The 25,448-nt window shown below is 61.5% G+C and carries 22 protein-coding genes; 4 read left to right on the top strand and 18 right to left on the bottom strand.

Annotated elements, in window-relative coordinates; translation table 11 throughout:
• The 3 genes from UCMB321_RS02855 to UCMB321_RS02845 form a co-directional block, all read left to right on the top strand.
• A partial coding sequence (locus tag UCMB321_RS02855) for an S-type pyocin domain-containing protein (RefSeq protein ID WP_209437121.1) occupies positions 1–2,057 on the top strand: 2,057 nt, incomplete at its 5' end.
• Positions 2,057–2,326: a colicin immunity domain-containing protein gene (locus UCMB321_RS02850; protein ID WP_040063708.1), complete on the top strand. Its 270-nt coding sequence runs from the start codon at positions 2,057–2,059 to the stop codon at positions 2,324–2,326. The genes UCMB321_RS02855 and UCMB321_RS02850, both read left to right, overlap by 1 nt.
• 108 nt (positions 2,327–2,434) lie before the next feature.
• Positions 2,435–2,686 carry a bacteriocin immunity protein gene (locus tag UCMB321_RS02845; RefSeq protein WP_040063707.1) on the top strand — a complete coding sequence of 84 codons (252 nt, stop codon included), beginning with the start codon at positions 2,435–2,437 and terminating at the stop codon, positions 2,684–2,686.
• 100 nt (positions 2,687–2,786) lie between these two features.
• Here UCMB321_RS02845 and UCMB321_RS02840 read toward each other — a convergent pair whose 3' ends face one another.
• Positions 2,787–3,686 (bottom strand): LysR family transcriptional regulator, encoded by a 900-nt coding sequence (locus UCMB321_RS02840; RefSeq protein WP_040063705.1) that lies wholly within the window; start codon positions 3,684–3,686, stop codon positions 2,787–2,789.
• A 150-nt stretch (positions 3,687–3,836) separates the two neighbouring features.
• Between UCMB321_RS02840 and UCMB321_RS02835 the strand changes: the two genes are divergently transcribed.
• Entirely contained in the window at positions 3,837–5,081 is a 1,245-nt protein-coding gene (locus tag UCMB321_RS02835; RefSeq protein ID WP_425338522.1) for an MFS transporter, read from the top strand.
• Between the two features lie 91 nt (positions 5,082–5,172).
• Here the strand turns inward: UCMB321_RS02835 and UCMB321_RS30565 are convergent, their stop codons facing one another.
• From UCMB321_RS30565 to gltB, 17 genes are all read right to left on the bottom strand, one after another.
• A complete protein-coding gene (locus UCMB321_RS30565) occupies positions 5,173–5,856 on the bottom strand; it encodes a hypothetical protein (RefSeq protein ID WP_157015841.1) in 684 nt (227 codons plus the stop codon).
• Between the two features lie 97 nt (positions 5,857–5,953).
• The gene (gspM, locus tag UCMB321_RS02830) at positions 5,954–6,418 is read right to left on the bottom strand and encodes a type II secretion system protein GspM (protein ID WP_052451059.1); all 465 of its coding nucleotides are present in this window, start codon (positions 6,416–6,418) and stop codon (positions 5,954–5,956) included.
• Positions 6,415–7,518 (bottom strand): type II secretion system protein GspL, encoded by a 1,104-nt coding sequence (gspL, locus tag UCMB321_RS02825; RefSeq protein ID WP_040063700.1) that lies wholly within the window; start codon positions 7,516–7,518, stop codon positions 6,415–6,417. Before gspL ends, gspM begins: the two co-directional genes overlap by 4 nt.
• Entirely contained in the window at positions 7,515–8,375 is an 861-nt protein-coding gene (locus tag UCMB321_RS02820; RefSeq protein ID WP_040063698.1) for a type II secretion system protein GspK, read from the bottom strand. The genes gspL and UCMB321_RS02820 overlap by 4 nt, the downstream gene beginning before the upstream one ends.
• Positions 8,372–8,929, bottom strand: coding sequence for a type II secretion system minor pseudopilin GspJ (gene gspJ, locus UCMB321_RS02815; RefSeq protein ID WP_040063696.1), 558 nt, complete (start codon positions 8,927–8,929; stop codon positions 8,372–8,374). Before gspJ ends, UCMB321_RS02820 begins: the two co-directional genes overlap by 4 nt.
• Positions 8,922–9,287: a type II secretion system minor pseudopilin GspI gene (gspI, locus tag UCMB321_RS02810; RefSeq protein WP_040063693.1), complete on the bottom strand. Its 366-nt coding sequence runs from the start codon at positions 9,285–9,287 to the stop codon at positions 8,922–8,924. Before gspI ends, gspJ begins: the two co-directional genes overlap by 8 nt.
• Positions 9,277–9,747 (bottom strand): type II secretion system minor pseudopilin GspH, encoded by a 471-nt coding sequence (gene gspH / locus UCMB321_RS02805; protein WP_040063691.1) that lies wholly within the window; start codon positions 9,745–9,747, stop codon positions 9,277–9,279. Before gspH ends, gspI begins: the two co-directional genes overlap by 11 nt.
• A gap of 3 nt (positions 9,748–9,750) precedes the next feature.
• Complete coding sequence (gspG, locus tag UCMB321_RS02800; RefSeq protein ID WP_040063689.1) at positions 9,751–10,191, bottom strand: type II secretion system major pseudopilin GspG; 441 nt, start codon at positions 10,189–10,191, stop codon at positions 9,751–9,753.
• Positions 10,192–10,195: 4 nt separating this feature from the next.
• Positions 10,196–11,407, bottom strand: a complete 1,212-nt coding sequence (gene gspF, locus UCMB321_RS02795) for a type II secretion system inner membrane protein GspF (RefSeq protein WP_040063685.1) — start codon at positions 11,405–11,407, stop codon at positions 10,196–10,198.
• Positions 11,408–11,409: 2 nt separating this feature from the next.
• Entirely contained in the window at positions 11,410–12,873 is a 1,464-nt protein-coding gene (gene gspE / locus UCMB321_RS02790) for a type II secretion system ATPase GspE (protein ID WP_040063683.1), read from the bottom strand.
• On the bottom strand, positions 12,870–14,780 hold the full coding sequence (gene gspD, locus UCMB321_RS02785) for a type II secretion system secretin GspD (RefSeq protein WP_040063682.1): 1,911 nt from the start codon (positions 14,778–14,780) through the stop codon (positions 12,870–12,872). The genes gspE and gspD overlap by 4 nt, the downstream gene beginning before the upstream one ends.
• Positions 14,781–15,320 carry a type II secretion system protein N gene (locus UCMB321_RS02780; protein WP_245220704.1) on the bottom strand — a complete coding sequence of 180 codons (540 nt, stop codon included), beginning with the start codon at positions 15,318–15,320 and terminating at the stop codon, positions 14,781–14,783. It abuts the gene before it with no gap.
• The gene (locus UCMB321_RS02775) at positions 15,317–15,811 is read right to left on the bottom strand and encodes a cytochrome b (protein ID WP_040063679.1); all 495 of its coding nucleotides are present in this window, start codon (positions 15,809–15,811) and stop codon (positions 15,317–15,319) included. Before UCMB321_RS02775 ends, UCMB321_RS02780 begins: the two co-directional genes overlap by 4 nt.
• Before the next feature lie 98 nt (positions 15,812–15,909).
• Positions 15,910–17,367: an N-acetylglucosamine-binding protein GbpA gene (gbpA, locus tag UCMB321_RS02770; protein WP_040063678.1), complete on the bottom strand. Its 1,458-nt coding sequence runs from the start codon at positions 17,365–17,367 to the stop codon at positions 15,910–15,912.
• 636 nt (positions 17,368–18,003) lie between these two features.
• Positions 18,004–19,071 carry a uroporphyrinogen decarboxylase gene (hemE, locus tag UCMB321_RS02765; protein WP_040063677.1) on the bottom strand — a complete coding sequence of 356 codons (1,068 nt, stop codon included), beginning with the start codon at positions 19,069–19,071 and terminating at the stop codon, positions 18,004–18,006.
• A gap of 237 nt (positions 19,072–19,308) precedes the next feature.
• On the bottom strand, positions 19,309–20,727 hold the full coding sequence (locus UCMB321_RS02760; protein WP_040063676.1) for an FAD-dependent oxidoreductase: 1,419 nt from the start codon (positions 20,725–20,727) through the stop codon (positions 19,309–19,311).
• A 31-nt stretch (positions 20,728–20,758) separates the two neighbouring features.
• A complete protein-coding gene (gene gltB / locus UCMB321_RS02755; RefSeq protein WP_040063675.1) occupies positions 20,759–25,207 on the bottom strand; it encodes a glutamate synthase large subunit in 4,449 nt (1,482 codons plus the stop codon).
• Between the last annotated feature and the right edge of the window lie 241 nt (positions 25,208–25,448).

Here is a 25,448-nt window from a genome sequence, read left to right as displayed (position 1 = left end):
TCCAGGAGGGGCCGCGACGAGGGGAGGGAGGGCCGGGCAGGTTTCGTGACACGGCCACGCCAGATGTCCTGTCCGATTTGATGGGAGGCGAAACCGACTTTCAATTCATTGCGGACGAATACAATGCACGTTTTAAAGCGCTCTTGGCTGATACTGAACAGGCGCTTGAGCAACAAAAGCAGGCGGCTAAAGGTGAGCGTTCTCTGTCTCCCGAAGAAGCGGCAAGGCTAGATCAAACGGTTACGTTGGATCTGATCGATGTAAAGAAATCACAGTATATTTCTACGGCGCCAACCATCTACGGTCTTTATGGCCATAATCCTTTTTTCATGATGGAGGTTTTACCTCGCCAGAGAATGCGTGAGCTTTGGAACTCAGGTGCTGCTACCCCCGAATCCGTAGGGAACTTGCATGTTCTCTTTGATGCTGTCTACAGGGCGGCACTGGAACTCAAGGTATTGTCGCTCTCCATGGATGTCCTGGCCGGAAAGCTCGCGGAGCTGGACAACAGGAGACGCCAGGCAGAGTCGCTGGCGTCTGTAAATGACGCTACCTGGCAGGCACTGTTGGAACAACGTCTTGGCATCATCGGCGTGGAACGGGATATTCACGTCCAGTGCTTGCCGGAGTTTCTTCAAACAGAACTCTCCGCCGCCGCGGGCTCCGTGGCAGGTCTGACACCCGCTCAAACATTGACTCACTACAAAGTTGTACTGGACGGTCTGATCGCCGGCAAGCTTGCCGCGATCCAGCCCATCCACGCGCCGCCGCCCTGGACGAGCGGTGGGATAACCGTCACCTTCCCTCCTACAAACCCCAAGATCGTTTCTCCCTTGAGCAAGCCGGAGCTGGAGGCCCTGGCCAATCTGGTCCACTTGCAGGCGACCGGGCAGATCGGTTCCAAATGGGCGAGCTATCACGATGCCCTGCTGAAGTCCGAGTCAGCCAGACACCTGACCGTCACCTCGAATGCCTTTGGCGCCCTGGCGGAGCGTGCAAGGGAAGTTGCTGTAGAGCAGGCCCGGCTGGCAGCCGAGGCTGAAGCGCAAGGCAAGGCGGCTAAAGCACACACTTTCAGGCTTGCACCGGCAGGCGCAACCCAACTGAGTGTGGCAGCAGGCAGCGTCGCGATCACGGCGGGCTCCAGTCTGACGCTGGAGGCAGCCATCCAGGCAGGGATCCAGGCCTTGAAAGCCCTTGGCGGCGCTGTGCTAGATCGCGCCACGGGAGTCGGTATTGGTCTGCTGCTGTATTCCCCCTCGCTGGGCAACAGTGACCTGTATCCGCCGACCAGCTTGAGTCTGCCAGCCAAGGACCTGATACCGGATTTGCCGGACAACCTGTCGGAGATAGCGGCGGCCGGTGGCACGGTGGATCTGTCGTATCGGGTTTACGGCGACCGTTCGAAGTACTCGGTGATTGCCACGCAAGCCAATGGCGGGGTATCGCCGAAGGTGCCGGTCAGGGCCTTGAGGCGGGACCCGGTGGCCAATGCATACACCTTCACCACGGCCGATACGCCACCGATTACCCTGACCTTTCCGATTGCGGTGCCCGGTGACAGTTCCACCGTGACACCGGTACAACCTGTAGAGATCCCGATCTACACGGGGATCACGCTGACCCCGATCGAGGTGAAGGCCGAGTCCTTCCCGGCGGTGGATCAGTGGAATATCCGCGATGCTATCTATACTTTTCCTGCGGACTCGGGATTGCCGCCGATTTATGTGGTGCTCAGTGAGTCTTTGGATTCTGGTATTTTCACAAGAGTTCAACTACAGGCCAAATACAAGCATGCAAAAAATTTCGGGGTAATGGACATAAATCAAAACAATGACAGCCTCAGAAAATTTAGAGATGCGATTAAAGCCCATTTAGAGGATAAGGACACAGTCGAAAAGGGCTCATACCACCATGCAAAAAACTCCAAGGTATATTTTAATCCAAAAACTAACAATGTAGTTATTTTGACCAAGGATGGAAAGTTTCTTTCTGGATGGCAACTTAAAGAAGGTACGGACCAACACAAAAATTATATGAATGGAGGAGTACTGTAATGACACTCAAGACAATTGAAATGGCAATACGCTTTATCAATAGCGATGCACAAGCAGAAAATTTTGTGAGTCTCTATATAGATCAGTGGCATGGTATGTCGGCTGAAGAGCTGACGTCGGAAGGGGTGAATTCAGATAGAGCGTCATCAGATATATTCATGCTGGCAGACTGTTATAATCCGGCACCTGATCGTGATGAATCTGAGATAGATGAAGCGGAACTTCGTAAAAAAATCAAGGAGACCTTAGAAAAGTTCCAGCTTCTCTGAGCATCTCCTCCAGCGCAGAGTTAGCCAAGAAATACGCCATTACCCCATCGAAAAATAAATGGCATTTTTTCTTGAGCAACCTATTGAAGCACACAAAGGAGCTGAGGAATGAGCAAGTTAATCAGTGAAATATCAGAGGCTGACTTTCTGAGCCTCATCATAAAAATATACACCAATGAATACGCAACTGAAGATGAGCACATTGACGCGGTTCTGGAGTTCGAAGCGCTGACCGAACATCCCTCGGGCTCGGATCTATTATTTTACCCAGAAGAGGGAAAAATTGGCCCGGAAGCGATACTAAAAGAAGTGAAAGAATGGCGAGCCGCCAACGGTAAGCCAGGCTTCAAAACAGCTTAATTAAAGGCCGCCAAGCTCAATCGCCGAGGAAAAACGGGGGTTGAGCTTTGTGTCATTTAAGCGCCATCGCTACGGCGGTTGCTGAAGCCCGCTTCAAATCTCAGACCTGCGGCACCGCCCGGCGCGTCAGCAACTCGATAAACGCCTTGGCCATCGGTGATTTCTGGTCCTTGCGTTGCACCAACCACACCGCCGATACCGCATCCGGATCAAGCAACGGTCGATAGACCACGCCCTCGATCCGAATCCGCTGATAAGACGCTGGCAACACCGACACCCCCAACCCCGCCGCCACCAAGCCGATGATGGTCATCGCCTCCCCCGCCTCCTGGGCAAAGTGCGGACTGAACCCGGCCTGCCGTGCCAAGGTCAGCAACTGCGCATACAAGCCGCTGCCGTAACTGCGAGGGAAAAACACAAAGGGCTCCAGCGCCAGCTCGGACAGATACATCCCGCCCTCACTCCCTGCCGCCAACGGGTGCTTGGCACTGAGCACCGCCACCAGCGGCTCACGCATCAACTCCACGACATCCAAGGCCTCCGGCAACGACAAAGGCCGCATCAAGCCCACTTCGATGGACTCATCCATCAAGCCATCGGCGACACTCTTGCTGCTCATCTCCCGCAGGTTCAGGTGCACCGCCGGGAACGCCTGGCGAAAGGCAAAGATCGCCTGGGGAATGGTCGAATTGAAGGGTGCCGACGAGGTGAAACCGATCTTCAGTTCCCCCAGCTCCCCCAACTGCGCCCGCCGTGCCACGTCCGCCGCCTTGTCCACCTGCGCCAGCACCAACCGCGCCTCTTCCAGAAACAGGCGACCCGCCTCGCTCAACTCGACCCGACGATTGGTCCGCTCGAACAACCGTGCCCCCAGCTCCTGCTCCAGCGCCTGGATCTGCTGGCTCAACGGCGGCTGGGAAATCCCCAACAGCTCTGCCGCACGGCCAAAATGCAGTTCTTCGGCCACCGCGATGAAGTAGCGCAAATGCCGCAATTCCATGAACACCTCAACAAGTCGTAAAACCTATCAAACAGGTCGAACAATATATTGGAAGTAATAGTTAGCCAGCTATATGCTTTTTCCATTGCCTGACCGGCTGCTCTTCCCGAGGTCCCCGTGAAAACTGCTGTCGCTCCCCTCGCCCACGAAATGCCCCCTGCTGCACCGGACGCGGCTGTCGCCCCACTCAACGAAACCTACATCGAAAAAGGCACCCCGGCGTTCATGCGCACCGTGCTGGCGCTGTTCTCGGGCGGCTTTGCGACCTTTGCCCTGTTGTACTGCGTACAGCCGATGATGCCGGTGTTGTCGAAGGAATACGGGATCAACGCCGCCCAGAGCAGCCTGATTCTCTCGGTGTCCACCGCCCTGCTCGCCATCGGCCTGCTGATCACCGGACCGATCTCCGACAGCCTCGGGCGCAAGCCGGTGATGGTGGTGGCGTTGTTCGGCGCGGCGCTGTTCACCCTCCTCGGCGCGTTGATGCCCAACTGGCAGGGCGTGCTGGTGATGCGGGCCTTGGTAGGCCTTTCGCTGAGCGGCCTGGCGGCGGTCGGCATGACCTACCTGAGCGAGGAAATTCATCCCAAGCACATCGGTCTGGCGATGGGTCTGTACATCGGCGGCAACGCCATCGGCGGGATGAGCGGGCGCCTGATCACCGGCGTACTGATCGACTTCGTCAGCTGGCACACGGCGATGCTGGTGATCGGTGTCCTGGCGCTGATCGCGGCGACGGTGTTCTGGAAGATCCTGCCGCCGTCGCGCAACTTCCGCGCCCGCCCATTCAACAGCCGCAGCCTGATCGACGGCTTCACCGTGCACTTTCGCGACGCCGGCCTGCCGTGGCTGTTCCTGGAAGGCTTCCTGCTGATGGGTAGCTTCGTCACCCTGTTCAACTACATCGGCTACCGCCTGCTGGCCGAACCCTACGGCATGAGCCAGGCCTTCGTCGGCCTGCTGTCCATCGTCTACCTGTCGGGCATCTACAGCTCGGCGCAGATCGGCGCCCTCGCCGACAAGCTGGGCCGGCGCAAGGTGCTCTGGGGCATGATCCTGATGATGCTGGTGGGCATCGCCCTGACCCTGGTGACCCCGCTGCCGGTGGTGATACTCGGCATCCTGCTGTTCACCTTCGGCTTCTTCGCCGCCCACTCGGTGGCCAGCAGCTGGATCGGCCGCCGGGCGCTGAAAGCCAAGGGCCAGGCTTCGTCGCTCTACCTGTTCAGCTACTACGTCGGCTCCAGCGTGGCCGGGACCCTCGGCGGGGTGTTCTGGCACTACGGCGGCTGGAACGGTATCGGCCTGTTTATCGGCGCGCTGTTGGTGGTGGCCTTGCTGGTGGCGTTGAAGCTGGCGCGATTGGCGGTGTTGCCGGGTAATGCGCAAGCCTAGTCACGATTAACCGGCTGGTGGTTAGGTGTTCAGTCCCGCAAAACCCCTTCGGCCATGTCCTCGCCCGTTGCGCGGAGAAGTTGCTTACCCCTTAAACTCTTCTGGCATGAATCTGCTGGTATAACCCGATGGTAGGTTCTGCGAGCAATTTAGTGATAGAGGATGGACCACGCTTGTGCGCTTCTTTCATTAAAGCTTCATAAGAAAGCAGATTTGCATTATCTGCATGTTGATAAGACCGGCATTTAAACATTATCCCTGTCGTATTTCTTCTCATTTCATAGCCGAAATGCAAAAGACCCAAAACTTCTCTTGCGGTGACAACATGATAACCCGCTTCATAATTCCAGAGATTTATAGGGGCCAAGTAAGACATCAGGTGAAAATCTGCATACCGGTGTATCCCACCTAACAACCAAGCATCATTTAGCGCCCCAGACCATTTATCGATAACAAGAATATTACCCTTTGCTTGCCGCGCCCATAAGTTTTCCCCCTTATTCATTAAATACTGTTTAAATATTTCCTCTTTCCATACATCAGCCTGACGCCCGATGCGCATAGCCCCAACGGAAGTGACAGATTTTTGATACGCCTGCCAGCAATACTCCGTCAGGCAGTTGATATGGTTTTTCTTGGGTGCCCCATAAGGGTAACGACCCATCAGTTGTTTATGGAGATTGCTATCTTCTTCCCATAAAAAAGGATTTTGATGACTTCTGACTCCGAGACACTCAATGTCTTTTCTCATTGTAATAAAGCTATAACGACTCATGATAAAACCTTTGTTAGCATTGTGAACCCCGTGCAATAGAATGCGAGCCGGGCAGAATAAACACGAGCCGAAGCATTTCGTTTGCGAGCCGATACACTTAATCAGCACGCCACGCAACCTGTGCCAGCAACGACGAGTCGCGCTTCTCCAGGCTCAACGACTGCAACACCGCGCCAGATTGTTCCGTTTGATCCAACCACTGCAGCAAGGCCAGTGCATTGCCACTGAGGGTAACCCGCAGCGACTGGCCGTCCTGGTCCAGTTGCTGCAATTCCAGCCCCGCCGCCGCCACCGTTTCACTCAGCCGGGTCGACAGCGGTCGGGAGGGGGTCGAGCGCTGAGTCGCGGGCTGGGCGCGCTGGACTTCAGCCGCCAGCAACAGACGTTGCTGGTACACGCGCTCACCCCGTTCCAGACGCTGTTGCACCGGTTGCCACAGCCCCTTGAACAAGGTCACCACCATCAGGAAAATCCCCAGGCCGACCAGCATCCGTCGATCCCGAGGTCCCAGGTTCTGCCACCCCTGCGTCAGCGCCGCCGGTAAAGCCAGTGACCCGATCATCCGTTCTTCTCCTCCAACATCAACACCGCCTGCACCCGCTCGCGATCCTTGCTGGCGCTGCCCAGCCTGATCGGCAAGCCGCTGCCCTGGCCGCGCTCGCGCAAGCGCTCAAGTTCGCTGAAGCTGCCCGCCGTCAGCAACAGCGTCCAGCCCGTGCCGGCCCGGTATTCGATACGCTGGACTTCAACGCTGCTGCCACCGACCACCTGTTCGACCAGCTGCACCAGACGGCCCATCTGCCGACTCGACTCATCGGTCCGGCCCTGCAAGGCCTTGAGCTGGGCCGCCAGGTCGACGATGCGGGTCTGCTCGGGATACAGGCTCTGGAAGCGCTGCACGCTTTGCTCGTACAACTGCGCGGCAGCACGTTCCAGGTAGTGAGCACGCGCCAGGGTAAAACCCCAGGACACCGCGAACAGCGCCAGCGCCGACACCACCAGCGCCCCCCACGGCCAACGCGCTCGCACCTGGCGAAACTCGCCTTGCAGCAAGTCCAGGGCACGCGAGCGCCCCGTCATCAGCAACGCCGCGATATCGCGCTGTCGATCGGCCCCCATCCAGCACAGTGCCTCCGGCAAGCGCGGGCGCAACACCTCCAGATCCTCGGGCGACAGCGCCAGCCGGGTCTCGATAGCGCCACCCAACAACCATCGTCCGGCCCACCAGACGCCATAAGCCTGATCATCCGGCAACAAGTCGGCATCCACCTTGACGCTGACCACCTGCAGCCCCGAGGCCTGCAACAACGCCAGGATCGCCTTGAAGCGCTCCTTGTGAATTGCCAGCAACGGGTAGCGCGAATCCTTGGCCGCCACGCCGACCGAGATATGCAATCCATCAAGCTCCTCGGCCAGCAGGTCTTCGACGGCATAGGCCAGCGCCTGGACCGTAGGCTTGCGTCGACCAGGCCAGGGCTCGCTGCGCAACCCGCTGCAGATTTCCATGGGCAGGATCACCGCTACGGCTTGGCCCCGCAGGAGCGTCGCCGCCTCGGCCAGAGAGACGCTGCGGAACTCGCCGTCCGCCTGCCAGCAACCCACCGGCCAGGTCGCGTCGCACGTCGCCAGTCCTTCGGGAGTGAGATAAAGCCAGTTGCTCATAACGGGGATTCACCTTGAGTCGGAGCCAGGAAGCGGCGTTGCAGGACGCGCAGACGGAGGCTGTCGCGAGGCCGCTCCAGGTCGCTGACCAAGCGCAGCCGCGCCGCCCCCGCGCTGACCTCGACCGTGACCCGGAACCAGCGGCTGTCGACACCCAGGCCATGGCTGGCGATGCCTAGCCCATCCAGCCCCGGTGCGCGGGTAAAGGCCTGGGCATCGGCATAACCTTCCAACGGGCGCTGGGCGACAAAGGCGCGGGCATCGGCAGCCGTCATGCCTTCCAGCATCGCCAGCTGGGTTGCCGAAGCGGTATTGACGTTCAGCGTTGCCTCGGCCGGCAGCAAGGCGACGAAGGGCTGCAGGCGTTGCAAAAGGTCCTGGTCGACACCGGGCAACAGGCGCAACTGGCTGGTGTCGCTGACCTCGGTGCCACGCAACGGCGCCAGATCGAGCGCGGGGATTTCCAGCGCCTCCAGCAACCGGGCCCAGCGCTCCAGGCTGATTTCATCGGCCTTGCCGGGGAGCAGCAGACGGGTCAGGTTGAACCGCGCGGCCAGGTCTTCGATCTCGAGCCGTACCTCGACACCCGGCAGGTCGAACGGCAGCGCCGGACGCGCCCAGGGCTGGGCCAGGTTGATCGTCTTCGCCTCGAGCAGGTCAGGCGGCTGCAACAACTCCCGCGCCCAGCTCTCCGCGGCGATGGCCCACTGCCGCAGCTGCACCTGATGCATATGCTGCGCACTGCTCTGCAACGCCTGCGTATGACTGCGCAACAGGCCGCCGACCACGAACAGGGCCAGGGTCATGATCAGCAGCACGCTGATCAACGCCACGCCACGCTGGCCGGCACCGCTCATGCGCCCTCCGGCAGCAGGATGATCCGGCGGATCTGCTCGAAGCGGCCGGCGGACAGGGTGATTTCCAGCGCCCGTGGATGCCCGGCGGAACGGCCCGGCGTCGATGGCCAGTCAGTGCGCCAACCGTTCTTTTGCGCATACAGCCGCCAGCGCAAGGCGCGCACGTCCTTGAGCAGCGGCAGCTTGTGAATCTCGGGCAGATCAAGGCTGCGGCGATAGCGCCATAAGGTGCCTTCCTCCAGGCGATAGGCAATCTCCTGGCGCTCGCTGCGGGGCTCATCCAGCGGATTGCGCCCATTGCCGCGTTGCAGGTTCAACTGCCCGGCCCCCAGTGTCACGGCCTGCCCCTCTTTCGGGATCGTGGCCTGCAGGACATCGCGCTCCAGCACCGCCAGCGCCCGTTGCAGACTGCGCAATCCCTGCTCATGCGCGCTGACCCGGGCCTGGGTCGCCAGCACCCCTTCGTACAGGCGATAACTGGCCAGGCCGATCAGGCTGAAAATCGCCAGGGCAATGACCAGTTCGACCAAGGTAAAACCGGTTTGCTTATTCATCCCGAGCCTGTACCCAGGCACTGGTGTGGTGCAGCACCGGCCCGCCGTTATCCAGCCGCACCGCGATCTCGACCTTGAGCAGACGGGGGTCGGCGGTAGGCATGACCACCTGCTCCAGGCGCCATTCGCGCTGGTCGAAGCGCTGGCGAAACGCTTGTCGTCCCTGGCTCGGGGAAGCCTTCAGGCGCAGCTCATGCAACTGATTGTCCGCCAGCCAGGTGGCGAACAGGCGCTCCTGCAACGTGCCGCTCTGCTGCAACACGAACTGGCTGGCGGACAGCACGGAGGCCGCCAGCAAGGCAAAGATCGCCAGGGCGATCATCACCTCCAGCAAGGTAAACCCCGACTCAGCTTTCATCGATGGCCGGATCGCCCAGGCCGTCACCGGACACGCTCACCCAGCGCTGCTGCGCGGATTCGTAATGCAGGGTGAAGGCGCTCATTTCATCGCTGCTCAGCACCAGCAACTGCGGCTGGTTCACTCGGTCGCCGAGTTTCAGCGGGCGGCCCTCAAGCTCCAGGCGAAAATACAGGCCGTCGGGCAACCGATAGGCCGCCCCCGCCGGTCGCCAGTCGGGCCGTTCGAAAACCATCACCTGATAGCCCTCGGCACCGATCCGCAAACCATATTCCTGGCTGTTGACCACGGCGTACTCGCGCAGCTGTTGCAACAGATGCACCAGGGCACCGGCCTCCTGACGGGCCTGACGCGCCGGGCTGGGGCTCATGCCGATGGCGATCATGCCGGCCAGCACGCCGATCACCACCATGGACACCAGCAACTCCAGCAAGGTGAAACCACGCGAACGTCCGGGCATGGATCAATCGCTCCAGTTGCCGATATCGGCGGCAAAGTCTTCGCCGCCGGACACACCGTCGGCGCCAAAGGAGTACAGGTCGTAGCCCTTGCTGCGGGTGCCCGGGCTCAGATACTGGTAAGCCGTCCCCCAGGGATCGACCGGCAGGCTTTTCAAGTAGCCCTGGGGGTTCCAGCTCCTCGGCTCCGGCACGCCCAGCGGCCGCTTGACCAGCGCCTCCAGCCCCTGCTGGGTCGAGGGGTACTGGAAGTTGTCGAGCCGGTACATCTCCAGCGCGGTGCCGATGGCCTTGATATCGGCGCGGGCGGCGGTGACCTTGGCCTGGTCCGGACGACTCATGAACTGCGGCAGCACCATCGCGCCGAGCACGCCGATGATCACCACCACGACCATGATTTCGATCAGGGTGAAACCACCTTGTCGCTGTGTTCCGAAGGTTCTCATAAGATCAGTTCACCAGTTGGTTGAGGCTAAGAATCGGCAACAGAATCGCCATGACAATCAACAACACGATGGCCCCCATGATCACCAGCATCGCCGGCTCGAACAGGCTCACCACCAGCGCGATACGCGCCGCGAGGGTTTTCTCCTGCTGCTCGGCGGCGCGGGCAAGCATGCTGTCGAGTTCGCCCGCACGTTCGCCGCTGGCGATCATGTGCAGCATCAGCGGTGGGATATCGCCGCTGCGCTCCAGACCACGGGTCAGGGTGCCGCCCTCGCGCACCGAGCGCGCGACCTCGCCCATGCGAGCGCGAATCGGCAGGTTGCCGATCACCGCCGCGGCGATTTCCAGGGCGTCCACCAGGGGCACGGCGCTCTTGCCGAGCAGCGCCAGGGTGCTGGCGAAACGCGAGGCCTCCATCGCCTTGAGGACCCCGCCGATCAGCGGCGCCTGCAGCAGCCAGACATGCCAGCGCCAGCGCACGGCGGGGCGGGCCAGCGCCCAACGCACGAGCAAGGCCAGCCCCGCCAGCCCGAGCAACAGCAGCCAGCCATGACGCTGCAGGGCCTCGCTCACGGCGATCAGGCCCTGGGTCAGCAGGGGCAAGGCCTGGCCGTTGTTGACAAAGACCTTCACCACATCCGGCACCACATAGCCGAGCAGGCCGCCAACGATGGCCAGCGAGGCGAACAACAGGATCAAGGGGTAGACCAGCGCCAGCTGGATCTTCTGCCGGGCCTGCTGGCGAGCCTCGGTGTACTCGGCAAGCTGTTCGAGCACCGGGCCCAGGTGCCCGGAGCGTTCGCCGGCGGCGATGCTTGCGCGGAACATGTCCGGGAACGCCTTGGGAAAGCCCGCGAGCGCCGACGCCAGGTCGTAACCTTCCATGACCCGGCTGCGCACCGCCGCCAGCAGGTTGCTGACCCGACGCTTATCGCTCTGCGCCGCCACCGCCCGCAAGGCCTCTTCCAACGGCAAGCCGGCCTGGATCAGGGTCGAGAGTTGCAGTGTCAGCAAGGCCAGTTCACTGGCCTTCAGGCCTGCGGAGCGGTTGCTGCCGTTGCTCGTCCCCGGCTGCCCCCGGACGCTTTTCAACTGTGTGGGCAACAGGCCGCGCTCACGCAGCAACTGGCGGGCGTGACGCGGGCTGTCGGCCTCCTGCTGACCGCGACAGCGACGACCGTTGGCATCCTGGGCCTGGTAATCGAAAGTCGGCATCCTCAGTCCTCCTGGGTGACGCGCAACAGTTCGTCGAGGCTGGTGCTGCCTTCGAGGACCAGTCGTTGGCCGTCCTGGAACAGGCTGCGCGATGCCATGCGGGCTTCACGAACCAGTTCGGGCTCACTGGCGCCGTTGTGGATAAGCTCCGCCAGCGTCGGGGTGATGCCGATCAGTTCGTAGAGCCCGATGCGACCGCGATAACCTTGCTGACAGTGTTCGCAGCCCGTAGCCCGGAACAGCCTCGGCGGCTTGCTCGGCTCGACCCCCAGGCGCAGGCAAGCGGCCGTGTCCGCCACATAGGCACTCTTGCACTCGCCGCACAGGGTGCGCACCAGGCGCTGGGCCAGCACCCCGACCAGGGACGACGCCAGCAGATAGGCATCCACGCCCATGTCCAGCAACCGCGTGACCGCGCCCACCGCGCTGTTGGTGTGCAGGGTCGACAGCACCAGGTGTCCGGTCAGCGACGCCTGCACGGCGATCTCGGCGGTTTCGCGGTCGCGGATCTCACCAACCATGACCACGTCCGGGTCCTGGCGCAGGATCGCCCGCAAGCCCCGGGCAAAGGTCATCTCGACCTTGGGATTGACCGGGGTCTGGCCGATGCCCGGCAGGTGGTACTCGATGGGATCTTCGACGGTGAGGATATTGCGGGTCTGGTCGTTGAGGCTGCTCAGTGCCGCGTACAGGCTGGTGGTCTTGCCCGAGCCGGTGGGGCCGGTGACCAGGAAGATGCCGTGGGGTTTGCCGAGAATGCGCTGGAAGCGCACCAGGGTATCCGCCGGCATGCCCAGGCGTTGCAGGTCCAGGCGCCCGGCCTGCTTGTCGAGCAGGCGCAGGACCACCCGTTCGCCGTGGGCCGAAGGCAAGGTGGAAACCCGCACGTCGACCTCATGCCCGGCCAGCCGCAAGGCGATCCGGCCGTCCTGGGGCACACGCTTCTCGGCGATGTCCAACCGGGCCATGACCTTGATCCGCGACACCAGCAGGTTCGCCAGCTCACGGCGGGGCTTGAGCACTTCACGCAATTGGCCGTCGATACGCATGCGCACCGACAGGCTGTGCTCGAAGGTCTCCAGGTGCACATCCGAGGCCTTCTCGCGCACGGCCTCGCCGAGCAACGCGTTGATCAGGCGAATGATCGGCGCGTCGCCTTCCTGCTCCAGCAGGTCGGCGGTCTGCGGCAGTTGCTCGGCCAGGCTCATCAGGTCGAGTTCGTCGTCCAGCCCCTGGGCCACCTGCTGCGCCGCGCTATGGCCGTCGCTGTAGGCGGCGGCGAGGCGAGCGGCGAATACCGACTCGTCGAGCAGTTGCAACGGCAGTTCGCCAGCGATCAGACGGCGGGCCTCGGACACGGCGCTCAACGGCGTGTCGGCGCGGATCGACAGGCACGCCCCCTCGCCTTGCTGCTCCAGCAAGACCCCATGGCGGCGGGCAAACCCGAATGGCAGGCGCGGCTTCATGGGGCCCCGGCCTTCTGCCGTCGCAGGTCTATCGCCGGCTCGCTGTCATGACCATCGAACAACTCCCGGGCCTCGCGCGGCAACAGCAGTGAGTTGCTCTTCCCGGCGGCGGGCTGGCTGAGCTGGCGCAGGGCGTTGTAGCGGTTCTCGCTGACCGCGGAGATATCCTCCTTGGACCGAACGATGGTCGGACGCAGGAACACCATCAGGTTGGTTTTTTCGTGTTTCTCGCTGTTCCAGCGGAACAAGGCCCCCAGGTACGGGATGTCGCGCAGCAGCGGTACACCGCTTTCCTGGGTACGGACGCTGTCCTTGATCAGCCCGCCGATCACGATGATCTCGCCGTCGTCGGCCAGGATCGTGCTCTTCAGGGCGCGCTTGTTGGTGATCAGGTCATTGGTAATCTCCGCACTCTTGGTCAGCTCGGAGTTTTCCTGCTCGACCTGCAGACGCAGGGTCGACCCCTCGTTGATATGCGGACGGATCTTCAGCTTGATCCCGATATCATGGCGCGTGACCGTGGTGAAGGGCTTGTCGTTACCCGTGCCGGACGTCTGGTAGGAACCGCTCTGGAACGGCACGTTCTGCCCCACCAGGATCTCCGCCTCCTGGTTGTCCAGGGTCAGCAGGCTGGGCGTGGACAGCACGTTGTTGTGGGTGTTGCTCGCCAAGGCGGACACCAGCATGCCGAAACGATCACTACCGACGCGCAATACGGCACCATCGGGCAGCTTGGCATCGGTTCCGTTGAACTTCGGCAGGGTAATACCGGCCCCGTCGAAGATGATGCCCCCCTGGACACTACCGGACGTGCTACCCCACTGCACACCCAGGGCCTCGTTGATATCCCCCGAAATCTCGACAATCGCCGCATGGATCAACACCTGCGAACGCGGCTGGTCGAGTTGCCGAACGATGTTTTCCAGGGTGCGGACCTGGCTTGGCTCGGCGATCAGCACTAACGCGTTCTGACTTTCGTCGGCCTTGACCACGGCCTTGGCGGAAGCGGCGTCGCGGCTGGCGGCAGCGCCGGCTTCCTGGCCGAGCCCCTGCCCCATGGCGTCCAATACCTCGGCCAACTGCTTGGCATCGCTGTGGCGCAGGCGGATCACCCGGGCATTGTCGGTCACCGCCGCCGTCGGCGTGTCGAGGGAGCGGGCAAGGTCCATCAGGCGCTTGCGCACGTCCTGGGTACCGATGATCACCAGGCGGTTGTTGCGCGAATCGGCAATGACCTGACTCCCCGATTCGGCGCCTTGCCGGCCCAGGGATTGCTCCATCATCCGCGCCAACTCGTTCGCCAGCCCGTGGCGCAACTGGATGACGTCATGGGCATTCTTCTGCCCCAGGTCCAGTTGCCGGACGATCTTTGCGATCCGTCGGACATTCGCCGCACTATCGGTGATGACCAGGGCATTGGCCGAGGCCGACGGGCCGACATAACCGTTGACCGAGACCAGCGGCCGCACCAGCCCGGCGATATCGGCCGCGACGCTGCTGCCGAGCGCCACCACCTCCGTGACGAACTGGCCGGTCTGGGCACTGCTACTGTCGGCGCTACTGGCGCGGGTGCGGGCATCGGCCACGGGCGCGATGAGAATGCGGTCGCCTTCGTCGATCACCGTGAAGTTGTGGGCGTCGAGCACCGAATAGAACAGTCGGCGCACCCCCTCGCGGTCCAGGGCCTGTTCGGAGAGAACGGTAATCCGCCCCTGCACCCTGGGGTCGAGCACCACCGTGGTGCCAAGAATCGAGGACATTTCCCGCACCACATCACGCAACTCGGCATCGTTCATCGCCAGTTGCCATTGCGGCTCATCGGCCAGTACACCCGAGGGCAGTAACAAGGTGGCGATCAGGCTCAAGAGCCTCAGGCAGTGCCGGCCGGGGACGAAGGATCTGTTCATTTACTCACTCTGACGCTTCGTGGCGGTCGGTCGAAGATAAAGGGAAGAGGCTGGGGCTACGGCGCCAGGAGCGCTGCCCTTGATCGCCTGCAAGGTGGTACGGCCCGGCGGTTCCAGCGCCAACAGCTCCTCGCGACCATTGCGCCAGAGCAACACCCGGCCGATCTCGATCCGCCGCAGGACACTGCCACCCGGCAGGCTTTCCCCCACCCGGTAGATCCGTTGGCCGTCAGCCCCCGCCAGCAGTGCACGGGAGTCGCCCACGCTGGAGACAAAGCTGGCCTGTAGCTTCAAGGGTTCGGCGCTGCGGGCCAGGGCGCCCTGGGCTACCAGCCCCATCACCGTGGCAACGGCGGCATGATTGAGCGGCGCACGTTCGGCAGGCGCGGATCGGCTATTGGCCTGCACCGTGGGTAACGTCGGCAATGCCTGACGGAAGCCCCGCTCGCCCCACAGCGACAGCGCGGCATAACCCAGCGGCAATGCACATAACGCCAGGCCCAGGATGCCCATTCGGCCCGTGAGGGCTCGCGCACTCACCACAGCATCCGCCTGAGTATTCGATGACCGGAAACTTCATGACGGATAACCGCGCCAATATGCAAAACCACCAAGACCGCCAGAACAACGCAGGAAACATCATGGATTTTTTTGAAAACAGCGACGAGTCCGGCACTTTCAATGGGGGCGGGTATCAAGAGCAGGTCAAATAGATTGATGGCCCGATCCATCATCATGACGCCGGTTGCCAACACGACACCGGTCACCAGATAAATAACTTTATGCACCCAAAAAGCCGTCCACTGCGCGAGCGTTCGGTCAGTCTGCTTTCCCCGAAAAAAAGAAAGAAAAACCCTGACCACAAAAAATGGAATAAATGCTGCCGTGATCGAAACATTAAAAAAATCGACGGATTCCTTGAGCACCAAGGAGGTGTCAAATACAGCAACATAAAAGCCACTGATCAACGCCCATAAAATAATGGCGGCGGATAACCAGTGAAGAAAAATTTGTGCTTTAGAGTAAAACAATTGGTGCTCACCTAAAATCCGGCAATAACAACCACAAAAAATAGCCAATAAACAGAATACGCCGGACTGCCCAGCAGTCCGGCGCTTGTCACGGGTTGTTACTTAGCGATCCAGGCATCCGACCAGTTCGGGCCGACACCGGGCACATAGTGGTGGCTGTTGATCTTGCACCAGCCTTCTGCGGGGAACGGCTTGCATTCGTAGACGTTACCGTTGGACAGGACCGTGGTGCCGGCCTGGTAGCTGGCAATACCTTCCGGATAGACGAAGTCGTAATCCTGGCTGCCACCCTCACCGCCGAGTTCCACGGACGCCAGGTCCTGACGGGTGGTGCGGCCGTCTTCAGTCACGCCGACCAGCTTGAGTTCATGGGTACCCGGCTCGCTGCGCACGTCCACGTTCAGCCAGGTGCTACCGGCCTCCACCAACTGCGTCATAACGCCTACCGGCTTGTTGGCCGCATCGAAGACCGTGGCCTCGACGTTCATTTTCCGGTTCGTGAGCACCGGGAAAGGCATCGCCAACCGTCCTTCCTTGAGTTCGAGATTGGTAGCGATGGCGGAGATCCTCATGCTGGCATCGGCGTCTTCCTGCATCAGCACATCGAGCTCATAACGATTCACACCGCTTTCAGCCTTGGCGAACAGGTTGTTCACGCCCTTGACCGGCTCGATCGCCCCGTCTTCGCCACGAACACCGGCGCGCACCAGCGTCTGGCCCTGGTTGATGTGCTCGGCCAGCTTGAACGACCAGTTCTCCGGCTTGCCTTCCTCGTTGTCGGCGATGGTGATTTCAGCGCTGTAGCTGGAGCTTTCACCCTCGGCGGTCATGGCCCGGGCCTTGACCTTGTCACCGGCCAGCAGGGTCTGGGTCGGGGTGATGTTACCGACGGTTTTCCAGCCATCCGGTGCCTGTTCCTCGGCGACGATATTCACGTCGACCACGTTGTGGAAGGCACCGCCGGTGTCAGCCACAGTCCACATGCCGAGGATCACGTGATGCCCGCTCTTGTCGGCAGGAATCTCGCACGGGTGCTTCTCTCGGGCAGGGCCGTCGCTGCCTTGGGGCTGGTCGGTGGGCAGCCGGCCGCCGGCGTCCACGAAGCAGAACGGAGTCAGGTCGAACGAAGCGCGTGTCAGAGGCTGGTTGGAGTTCCAACCGTTCCTGGTGATGAAGTACTCATACTTGCTCGCCGGATGAGTGGCCCTGTAGTACCAGTCAAAGTTGATCGTACGGTCGGTGATTTCGGTCTTGTACCAGCGGCTCGCCGACTGGACATCCATGGGCGCGAACAGGGCTATCCCACCACTGGCAATCTTGCCATCGGCCACTCCGGTAGCCGGGAAGCCCTTGGCGGTTTCACCGACGCTTTGTGGCTCGTACTGCGCTTGACCGCAATCCTTGTTCAAGCCCTTCTGGCAAGCAAAAGCCCGGGACGGTGGATCGTTCAGGTAACCGTGCGCGGCAACCTGCTGCGAGGCGACCAAGGTCGCGATCACCGCCAGGGAAGAGACACACCCCGACGCCTTGCCGAGTGCCGACATCTTTCTTTTCATTCGATTCAACTCCAGACTTATCCTATTTATTGGGTTGCAAGCCATCCCTCCAAGATGAACTGCCCCCTTTACTGCTTCCATCGGTGTTCAATCGATCTACGCAGCCATCCTGACCACAGAGATCAACCGTGAAAGTTCCGCGCCCTATCAATTTTTTTCAAAAGGGCACCCGTCCCTTAGAACAAAGGCCCGCACCTATCCAAGGTTATTTCCAAGGAGTATCAACAATCAGAAATGGAGGGGCCGAGTGCCCACTCCCACGACTTTTAACTTCAGAGCACTCATTGTACGAACTTGTATTTTTTTATATGTAGGAAAAATCTTGTGAAGACGCGCGACTGCTCTGCACTTCATTCATTCAGGCAAGCACCCGGATTTTTCCTATAAGTTTGTAACCAAACATAACAATCTCTAAAGACCTCGAACAAATGTCTCCGTATTAACGTTCAGAAAAAGAATACTCCGACATTCCATAGAGGAAGGCTTTACGGACGGGTCTATAACCCGGCGGTTATCCGGACGGCGAACCGAATATGTCGCGCCCCATGAGCCAGTAGCATCAGGAAAAGGAAAAACGCGCAGGGCTAAACGCAAAAACCCCGCCGAGGCGGGGTCATTGAGGACGCGGGAGAGGAATCAGCGATGGTACTGCGCGGAAAACTCGTGCACGGCGTTGATAAACGCACCGGCATGTTCCGGGTCGACTTCCGGCGTGATGCCGTGGCCGAGGTTGAACACGTGGCCGGAACCTTCACCGTAGCTGGCGAGAATCCGCGCCACTTCAGCCCGGATGGCCTCGGGCTTGGCATAGAGCACGGTGGGGTCCATGTTGCCTTGCAAGGCGACCCGGTTGCCGACACGACGACGGGCCTCGCCCAGGTCGCAGGTCCAGTCCAGGCCCAGGGCGTCGGCCCCGGCTTCGGCGATGCTTTCCAGCCACAGGCCACCGTTCTTGGTGAACAGGATCACCGGGACCTTGCGCCCTTCGTGCTCGCGGATCAGGCCGCTGACGATCTTGCGCATATAGGCCAGGGAAAATTCCTGGTAGGCCGCCGCCGACAGGTTGCCGCCCCAGGTGTCGAAGATCTGCACGGCCTGGGCACCGGCGCGGATCTGACCGTTGAGGTAGGACGTGACCGACTGCGCCAGCTTGTCCAGCAACAGGTGCAGGGCCTGGGGATTGTCGTAGAGCATGGCCTTGGTCTTGCGGAAATCTTTCGACGAGCCGCCCTCGACCATGTAGGTGGCCAGGGTCCAGGGGCTGCCGGAGAAGCCGATCAAGGGCACGCGGCCATTGAGTTCGCGGCGAATGGTGCTGACCGCGTCCATGACATAGCCCAGGTCCTTCTGCGGATCGGGGATCGGCAGGGCCTCGATATCGGCCAGGGTGCTGATGACTTTCTTGAAGCGCGGACCTTCGCCCGTTTCGAAATACAGGCCCTGGCCCATGGCATCGGGGATGGTCAGGATGTCGGAGAACAGGATCGCGGCGTCGAGGCCCGGGTAGCGGTCCAGCGGCTGCAGGGTGACTTCGCAGGCGAACGACGGGTTCATGCACAGGCTCATGAAGTCGCCGGCCTTGGCGCGACTGGCGCGGTATTCCGGCAGGTAGCGGCCGGCCTGACGCATCATCCACACGGGAGTGACGTCTACGGGTTGCTTGAGCAGGGCGCGAAGGAAACGGTCGTTCTTCAGGGCAGTCATGTCGGCATCCGGAAAAAAAGTGCGGGCATTTTCTCAGAGCGCGACGCAAAAGGCACGGCGAGAGCCGTGCCTTTTGTCTATCGGGTCAATTTGTCGCGGGTATCAGGCGATACGCATGCCCTGTAGGAGCGAGCTTGCTCGCGATGGTGGCTCAGGCGCCGCGGGGTATCAGGTGCCCCGCGTCATCGTTGACGTCCATCGCGAGCAAGCTCGCTCCTACACAGGATCAGGCATGGATCAGAGACCGAGGTAATCCAGGATCCCCTCGGCGGCATTGCGCCCCTCGAAGATCGCCGTCACCACCAGGTCGGAACCGCGCACCATGTCGCCACCGGCAAAAATCTTCGGATTGCTGGTCTGGTGCTTGAACTGGCCCTGCTCCGGAGCCACCACACGGCCCTGGCTGTCGGTCTGGATGCTGAACTGCTCGAACCACGGCGCCGGACTCGGGCGGAAACCGAAGGCGATGACCACGGCGTCGGCCGGGATGATCTCCTCGGAGCCCGGGATCGGCTCGGGGCTGCGACGGCCGCGGGCATCCGGCTCGCCGAGACGGGTCTCGACCACCTTCACGCCTTCGACCTTGTCTTCACCGACAATCGCGATCGGCTGGCGGTTGTAGAGGAATTTCACGCCCTCTTCCTTGGCGTTCTTCACCTCTTTGCGCGAGCCGGGCATGTTCGCCTCGTCACGCCGATAGGCACAGGTCACCGACTTGGCGCCCTGGCGGATCGAAGTGCGGTTGCAGTCCATCGCCGTGTCGCCGCCACCGAGTACCACGACCTTCTTGCCCTTCATGTCGACGAAATCTTCCGGCGACTTTTCAAAGCCCAGGTTGCGGTTGACGTTGGCGATCAGGAAATCCAGGGCGTCATACACCCCCGGCAGGTCCTCGCCGGCAAAGCCGCCCTTCATGTAGGTGTAGGTGCCCATGCCCATAAACACGGCATCGTATTCGGCGAGCAGCTGCTCCATGCTCACGTCCTTGCCCACCTCGGTGTTGAGGCGGAACTCGATGCCCATGCCGCCGAAGACTTCGCGACGGTTGCTCAGCACGGTCTTTTCCAGCTTGAACTCGGGGATACCGAAGGTCAGCAGGCCGCCGATTTCCGGGTTCTTGTCGAACACCACCGGGGTCACCCCGCCGCGCACCAGCACGTCGGCACAGCCCAGGCCCGCCGGGCCCGCGCCGATGATCGCGACGCGCTTGCCGGTCGGCTTGACCTTGGACATGTCCGGACGCCAGCCCATGGCGAACGCGGTGTCGGTGATGTACTTCTCCACCGAACCGATGGTCACCGCGCCGAAACCGTCGTTGAGGGTGCAGGCACCCTCGCACAGGCGGTCCTGCGGGCACACCCGGCCGCAGACTTCCGGCAGGGTGTTGGTCTGGTGGGACAACTCGGCGGCGGCGAGGATATTGCCCTCGGCCACCAGCTTCAGCCAGTTGGGGATGAAGTTGTGGACCGGGCACTTCCATTCGCAGTACGGGTTACCGCAACCCAGGCAGCGGTGGGCCTGGTCGGCCGACTGCTGGGGTTTGAAGGGTTCGTAGATCTCCACGAACTCTTTCTTGCGCTGACGCAACAGTTTCTTCTTCGGATCCTTGCGCCCGACATCGATGAACTGGAAGTCGTTACTCAGACGTTCAGCCATTACAAAAACCTCATCAAACTCTTCAGGCGCATCACTGCGGGTTGGCACGGGTGCTGGAAAGCAACGATTTCAAGCTGGCCGCCTTGGGCTTGACCAACCAGAACCGACGCAGATAGTCGTCCAGGTTCTCGGCGAGGTTACGACCCCACTCACTGTCGGTCTCCTCGACGTACTCGTCCAGCACGCGTTGCAGGTGGCTGCGGTAGGCTTCCATCGCTTCGCCGCTGATCCGCTGGATCTCCACCAACTCGTGGTTCACCTTGTCGACAAAGGTATTGTCCTGGTCCAGCACGTAGGCGAAACCGCCGGTCATGCCCGAACCGAAGTTGTACCCGGTCTTGCCCAGTACACAGACGAAACCGCCGGTCATGTACTCGCAGCAGTGATCGCCGGTGCCTTCCACCACGGTGTGGGCGCCGGAGTTACGCACGGCGAAACGCTCGCCCGCGGTGCCGGCGGCGAACAGCTTGCCGCCGGTGGCGCCGTACAGGCAGGTGTTGCCAATAATGGCACTGTCCTGGGTCTTGTAGGCGCTGCCCTTGGGCGGAACGATGACCAGCTTGCCGCCGGTCATGCCCTTGCCCACGTAGTCGTTGGCATCGCCTTCCAGGTACAGGTTCAGGCCACCGGCGTTCCAGACGCCGAAGCTCTGGCCGGCGGTGCCCTTGAAGCGGAAGGTGATCGGCGCTTTCGCCATGCCCTGGTTACCGTGGACACGGGCGATTTCACCGGAGATCCGCGCGCCGATGGAGCGGTCGCAGTTGCAGATATCCAGGGCGAACTCCGCGCCACTGAGGTCGTTGATCGCCGGCCGGGCCATCTCGACCATCTTCTCGGCCAGCAGGCCCTGGTCGAACGGCGGGTTGCGGTCGACCTGGCAGAACTGCGGCTTGTCCGCCGGAACATGATCGCTGCCCAGCAGCGGGGTCAGGTCCAGGTGATTCTGCTTGGCGGTTTCGCCTTCGAGGACTTGCAGCAGGTCGGTACGCCCGATCAGTTCCTCGAGGCTGCGCACGCCGAGCTTGGCCAGCCACTCACGGGTTTCCTCGGCGACGTAGGTGAAGAAGTTCACCACCATGTCGACGGTCCCGATGTAGTGATCCTTGCGCAGCTTCTCGTTCTGGGTCGCCACGCCGGTGGCGCAGTTGTTCAGGTGGCAGATGCGCAGGTACTTGCAGCCCAGGGCGATCATCGGCGCGGTGCCGAAGCCGAAGCTCTCGGCGCCGAGGATGGCCGCTTTGATCACGTCGAGGCCGGTTTTCAGGCCGCCGTCGGTCTGTACCCGGACCTTGCCGCGCAGGTCGTTGCCGCGCAGGGTCTGGTGGGTTTCGGCCAGGCCGAGTTCCCACGGAGCACCGGCGTACTTGATCGAGGTCAGCGGTGATGCACCGGTGCCGCCGTCATAGCCAGAAATGGTGATCAGGTCGGCGTAGGCTTTCGCCACGCCAGCGGCGATGGTGCCGACCCCGGCTTCCGCCACCAGCTTCACCGAAACCAGCGCCTGCGGGTTGACCTGTTTCAGGTCGAAGATCAGTTGCGACAAGTCTTCGATGGAGTAGATGTCGTGGTGCGGCGGTGGCGAGATCAGGGTCACGCCCGGTACCGCATAGCGCAGCTTGGCGATCAGGCCGTTGACCTTGCCGCCTGGCAACTGGCCGCCCTCGCCGGGCTTGGCGCCCTGGGCCACCTTGATCTGCAGCACTTCGGCGTTGACCAGGTATTCCGGGGTCACGCCGAAACGGCCGGTGGCCACCTGCTTGATTTTCGAGCTCTTGATGGTGCCGTAGCGAGCCGGGTCTTCACCGCCTTCGCCGGAGTTGGAACGCGCGCCCAGGCGGTTCATGGCTTCGGCCAGGGCTTCGTGGGCTTCCGGCGACAAGGCACCAAGGGAGATACCCGCCGAGTCGAAGCGCTTGAGGATCGACTCCAGCGGTTCGATTTCGCTGATCGCCAGCGGCGTATCCAGGGTTTTCACCTGGAACAGGTCGCGGATCATCGACACCGGACGGTTGTCCACCAGCGCGGTGTATTCCTTGAACTTGGCGTAGTCGCCCTGCTGCACGGCGGCTTGCAGGGTGTTGACCACATCCGGGTTGTAGGCGTGGTATTCGCCACCGTAGACGAACTTCAGCAGGCCGCCCTGCTGGATCGGCTTGCGCGCGCTCCAGGCTTCGGTCGCCAGCAGTTTCTGTTCGGCTTCGAGGTCGACGAAACGCGCACCTTTGATCCGGCTCGGCACGCCGCGGAAGCTCAGGTTGACCACTTCCTCGGACAGGCCGATGGCTTCGAACAGTTGCGCACCGCGATAGGAGGCGATGGTGGAAATCCCCATTTTCGAGAGGATCTTCAGCAGGCCCTTGGTGATGCCCTTGCGGTAGTTCTTGAAGACTTCGTACAGATCGCCCAGCACTTCGCCGGTACGGATCAGGTCGCCCAGCACTTCATAGACCAGGAACGGATAGACCGCCGACGCACCGAAACCGATCAGTACGGCAAAGTGGTGCGGGTCGCGAGCGGTCGCGGTTTCCACCAGGATGTTGCTGTCGCAGCGCAGGCCTTTCTCGGTCAGGCGGTGATGCACCGCACCGGTCGCCAGGGACGCGTGCACCGGCAGTTTGCCCGGGGCGATATGGCGGTCGCTGAGGACGATCTGGGTCCGTCCGGCACGCGCGGCTTCCTCGGCCTGGTCGGCGATGTTGCGCACCGCAGCTTCCAGCCCGACGCTCTCGTCATAGTTCAGGTCGATGACCTGGCGGGCGAAGCCCGGACGCTCGAGGTTCATCAGCGAGCGCCACTTGGCCGGGGAAATCACCGGCGAGCTGAGGATCACCCGCGAGGCGTGCTCCGGCGACTCTTCGAAGATGTTGCGCTCGGCACCGAGGCAGATCTCCAGCGACATGACGATGGCTTCACGCAGCGGGTCGATCGGTGGGTTGGTCACCTGGGCGAACTGCTGGCGGAAATAGTCGTACGGGGTGCGCACGCGCTGGGACAGGACCGCCATCGGCGTGTCGTCGCCCATGGAGCCGACCGCCTCGTAGCCCTGCTCGCCCAATGGGCGCAGCACCTGGTCGCGCTCCTCGAACGTGACCTGGTACATCTTCATGTACTGCTTGAGTTGCTCGACGTTGTAGAACGACGAACCGTGGTCGTTGTCTTCCATGGTCGCCTGGATGCGCAAGGCGTTCTTGCGCAGCCACTGCTTGTACGGGTGACGCGACTTCAGGCGGTTGTCGATGGCATCGGTGTCGAGGATCTGGCCGGTTTCGGTGTCCACGGCAAAGATCTGCCCAGGACCGACCCGGCCCTTGGCGATGACATCTTCCGGCTGGTAGTTCCACACGCCGATTTCCGACGCCAGGGTGATATAGCCGTTCTTGGTGGTCACCCAACGGGCCGGACGCAGGCCGTTGCGGTCGAGCAGGCAGACCGCGTGGCGACCTTCGGTCATCACCACGCCCGCCGGGCCGTCCCACGGCTCCATGTGCATGGAGTTGTATTCGTAGAACGCGCGCAGGTCGGCGTCCATGGTGTCGACGTTCTGCCATGCCGGCGGAATCAGCATGCGCACGCCACGGAACAGGTCGATGCCGCCGGTCACCATCAGCTCGAGCATGTTGTCCATGCTCGAGGAGTCGGAACCGACACGGTTGACCAGCGGGCCCAACTCGTCGAGATCGGGGATCAGGTCGTTGGCGAACTTGGTGCGCCGGGCCTGGGCCCAGTTGCGGTTGCCGGTGATGGTGTTGATCTCGCCGTTGTGCGCCAGGAAGCGGAACGGTTGCGCCAACGGCCATTTCGGCAGGGTGTTGGTGGAGAAGCGCTGGTGGAACACGCAGATCGCGGTTTTCAGGCTCGGGTCGCTGAGGTCCGGATAGAAGGCGGTCAGGTCCGCCGGCATCATCAGGCCTTTGTAGATGATGGTCTTGTGGGAAAAGCTGCAGATGTAGTGATCGGTGTCGGCGGCGTTGGCCACCGACGAGCGACGACGGGCACTGAACAGCTTGATGGCGAAGGCCTGGTCACTCAGGCCTTCGCCGCCGATGAACACCTGCTCGATCTGCGGCAGGCGCTCCAGGGCCAGGCGGCCGAGGACGCTGGTATCGATCGGCACCTTGCGCCAGCCCACCAGTTGCAGGCCGGCCGCGAGGATTTCGCGATTCATGTGTTCGCGGGCGGCTTCGGCTTTGACCGGGTCCTGGTTGAAGAACACCATGCCCACCGCATATTGCTTGGGCAGATCGCTACCGAATGTCGCTTTGGCGACAGTACGCAGGAACTGGTCCGGCTTCTGGATCAGAAGACCGCAACCGTCGCCGGTCTTGCCGTCGGCGTTGATCCCACCGCGGTGGGTCATGCAGGTCAGGGCCTCAATGGCCGTCTGCAACAGGTGATGACTGGGCTCGCCCTGCATATGGGCAATCAGGCCGAAACCACAGTTATCCTTGAATTCATCTGGTTGGTACAGACCTGCTTTCATAGACACTTTCTCACCAGGCTGCCTCTTTAACGAGGCAAATTTCTTTTCAATTCAACCACTTACCATCCACGCCGAACGTACGCCGGCTTTGCAGGGGCAAAAGGGAGGTCATTGTACACACCGACATAGACGCCCCACAAATTTAACGACGAAATGTCGAAAATTCATGTCGCATTTATGAAAGGTTTAAAGCGATATCTCGTGCTAGTCAAAATATTTTTGAATTTTGACCGTGACGACT

The sequence above is a fragment of the Pseudomonas batumici genome (genome assembly GCF_000820515.1).
GTDB lineage: Bacteria > Pseudomonadota > Gammaproteobacteria > Pseudomonadales > Pseudomonadaceae > Aquipseudomonas > Aquipseudomonas batumici.
The sequence above is the reverse complement of the archived record's forward strand: the minus strand, read 5'-3'. Positions and strand labels throughout refer to the sequence as shown.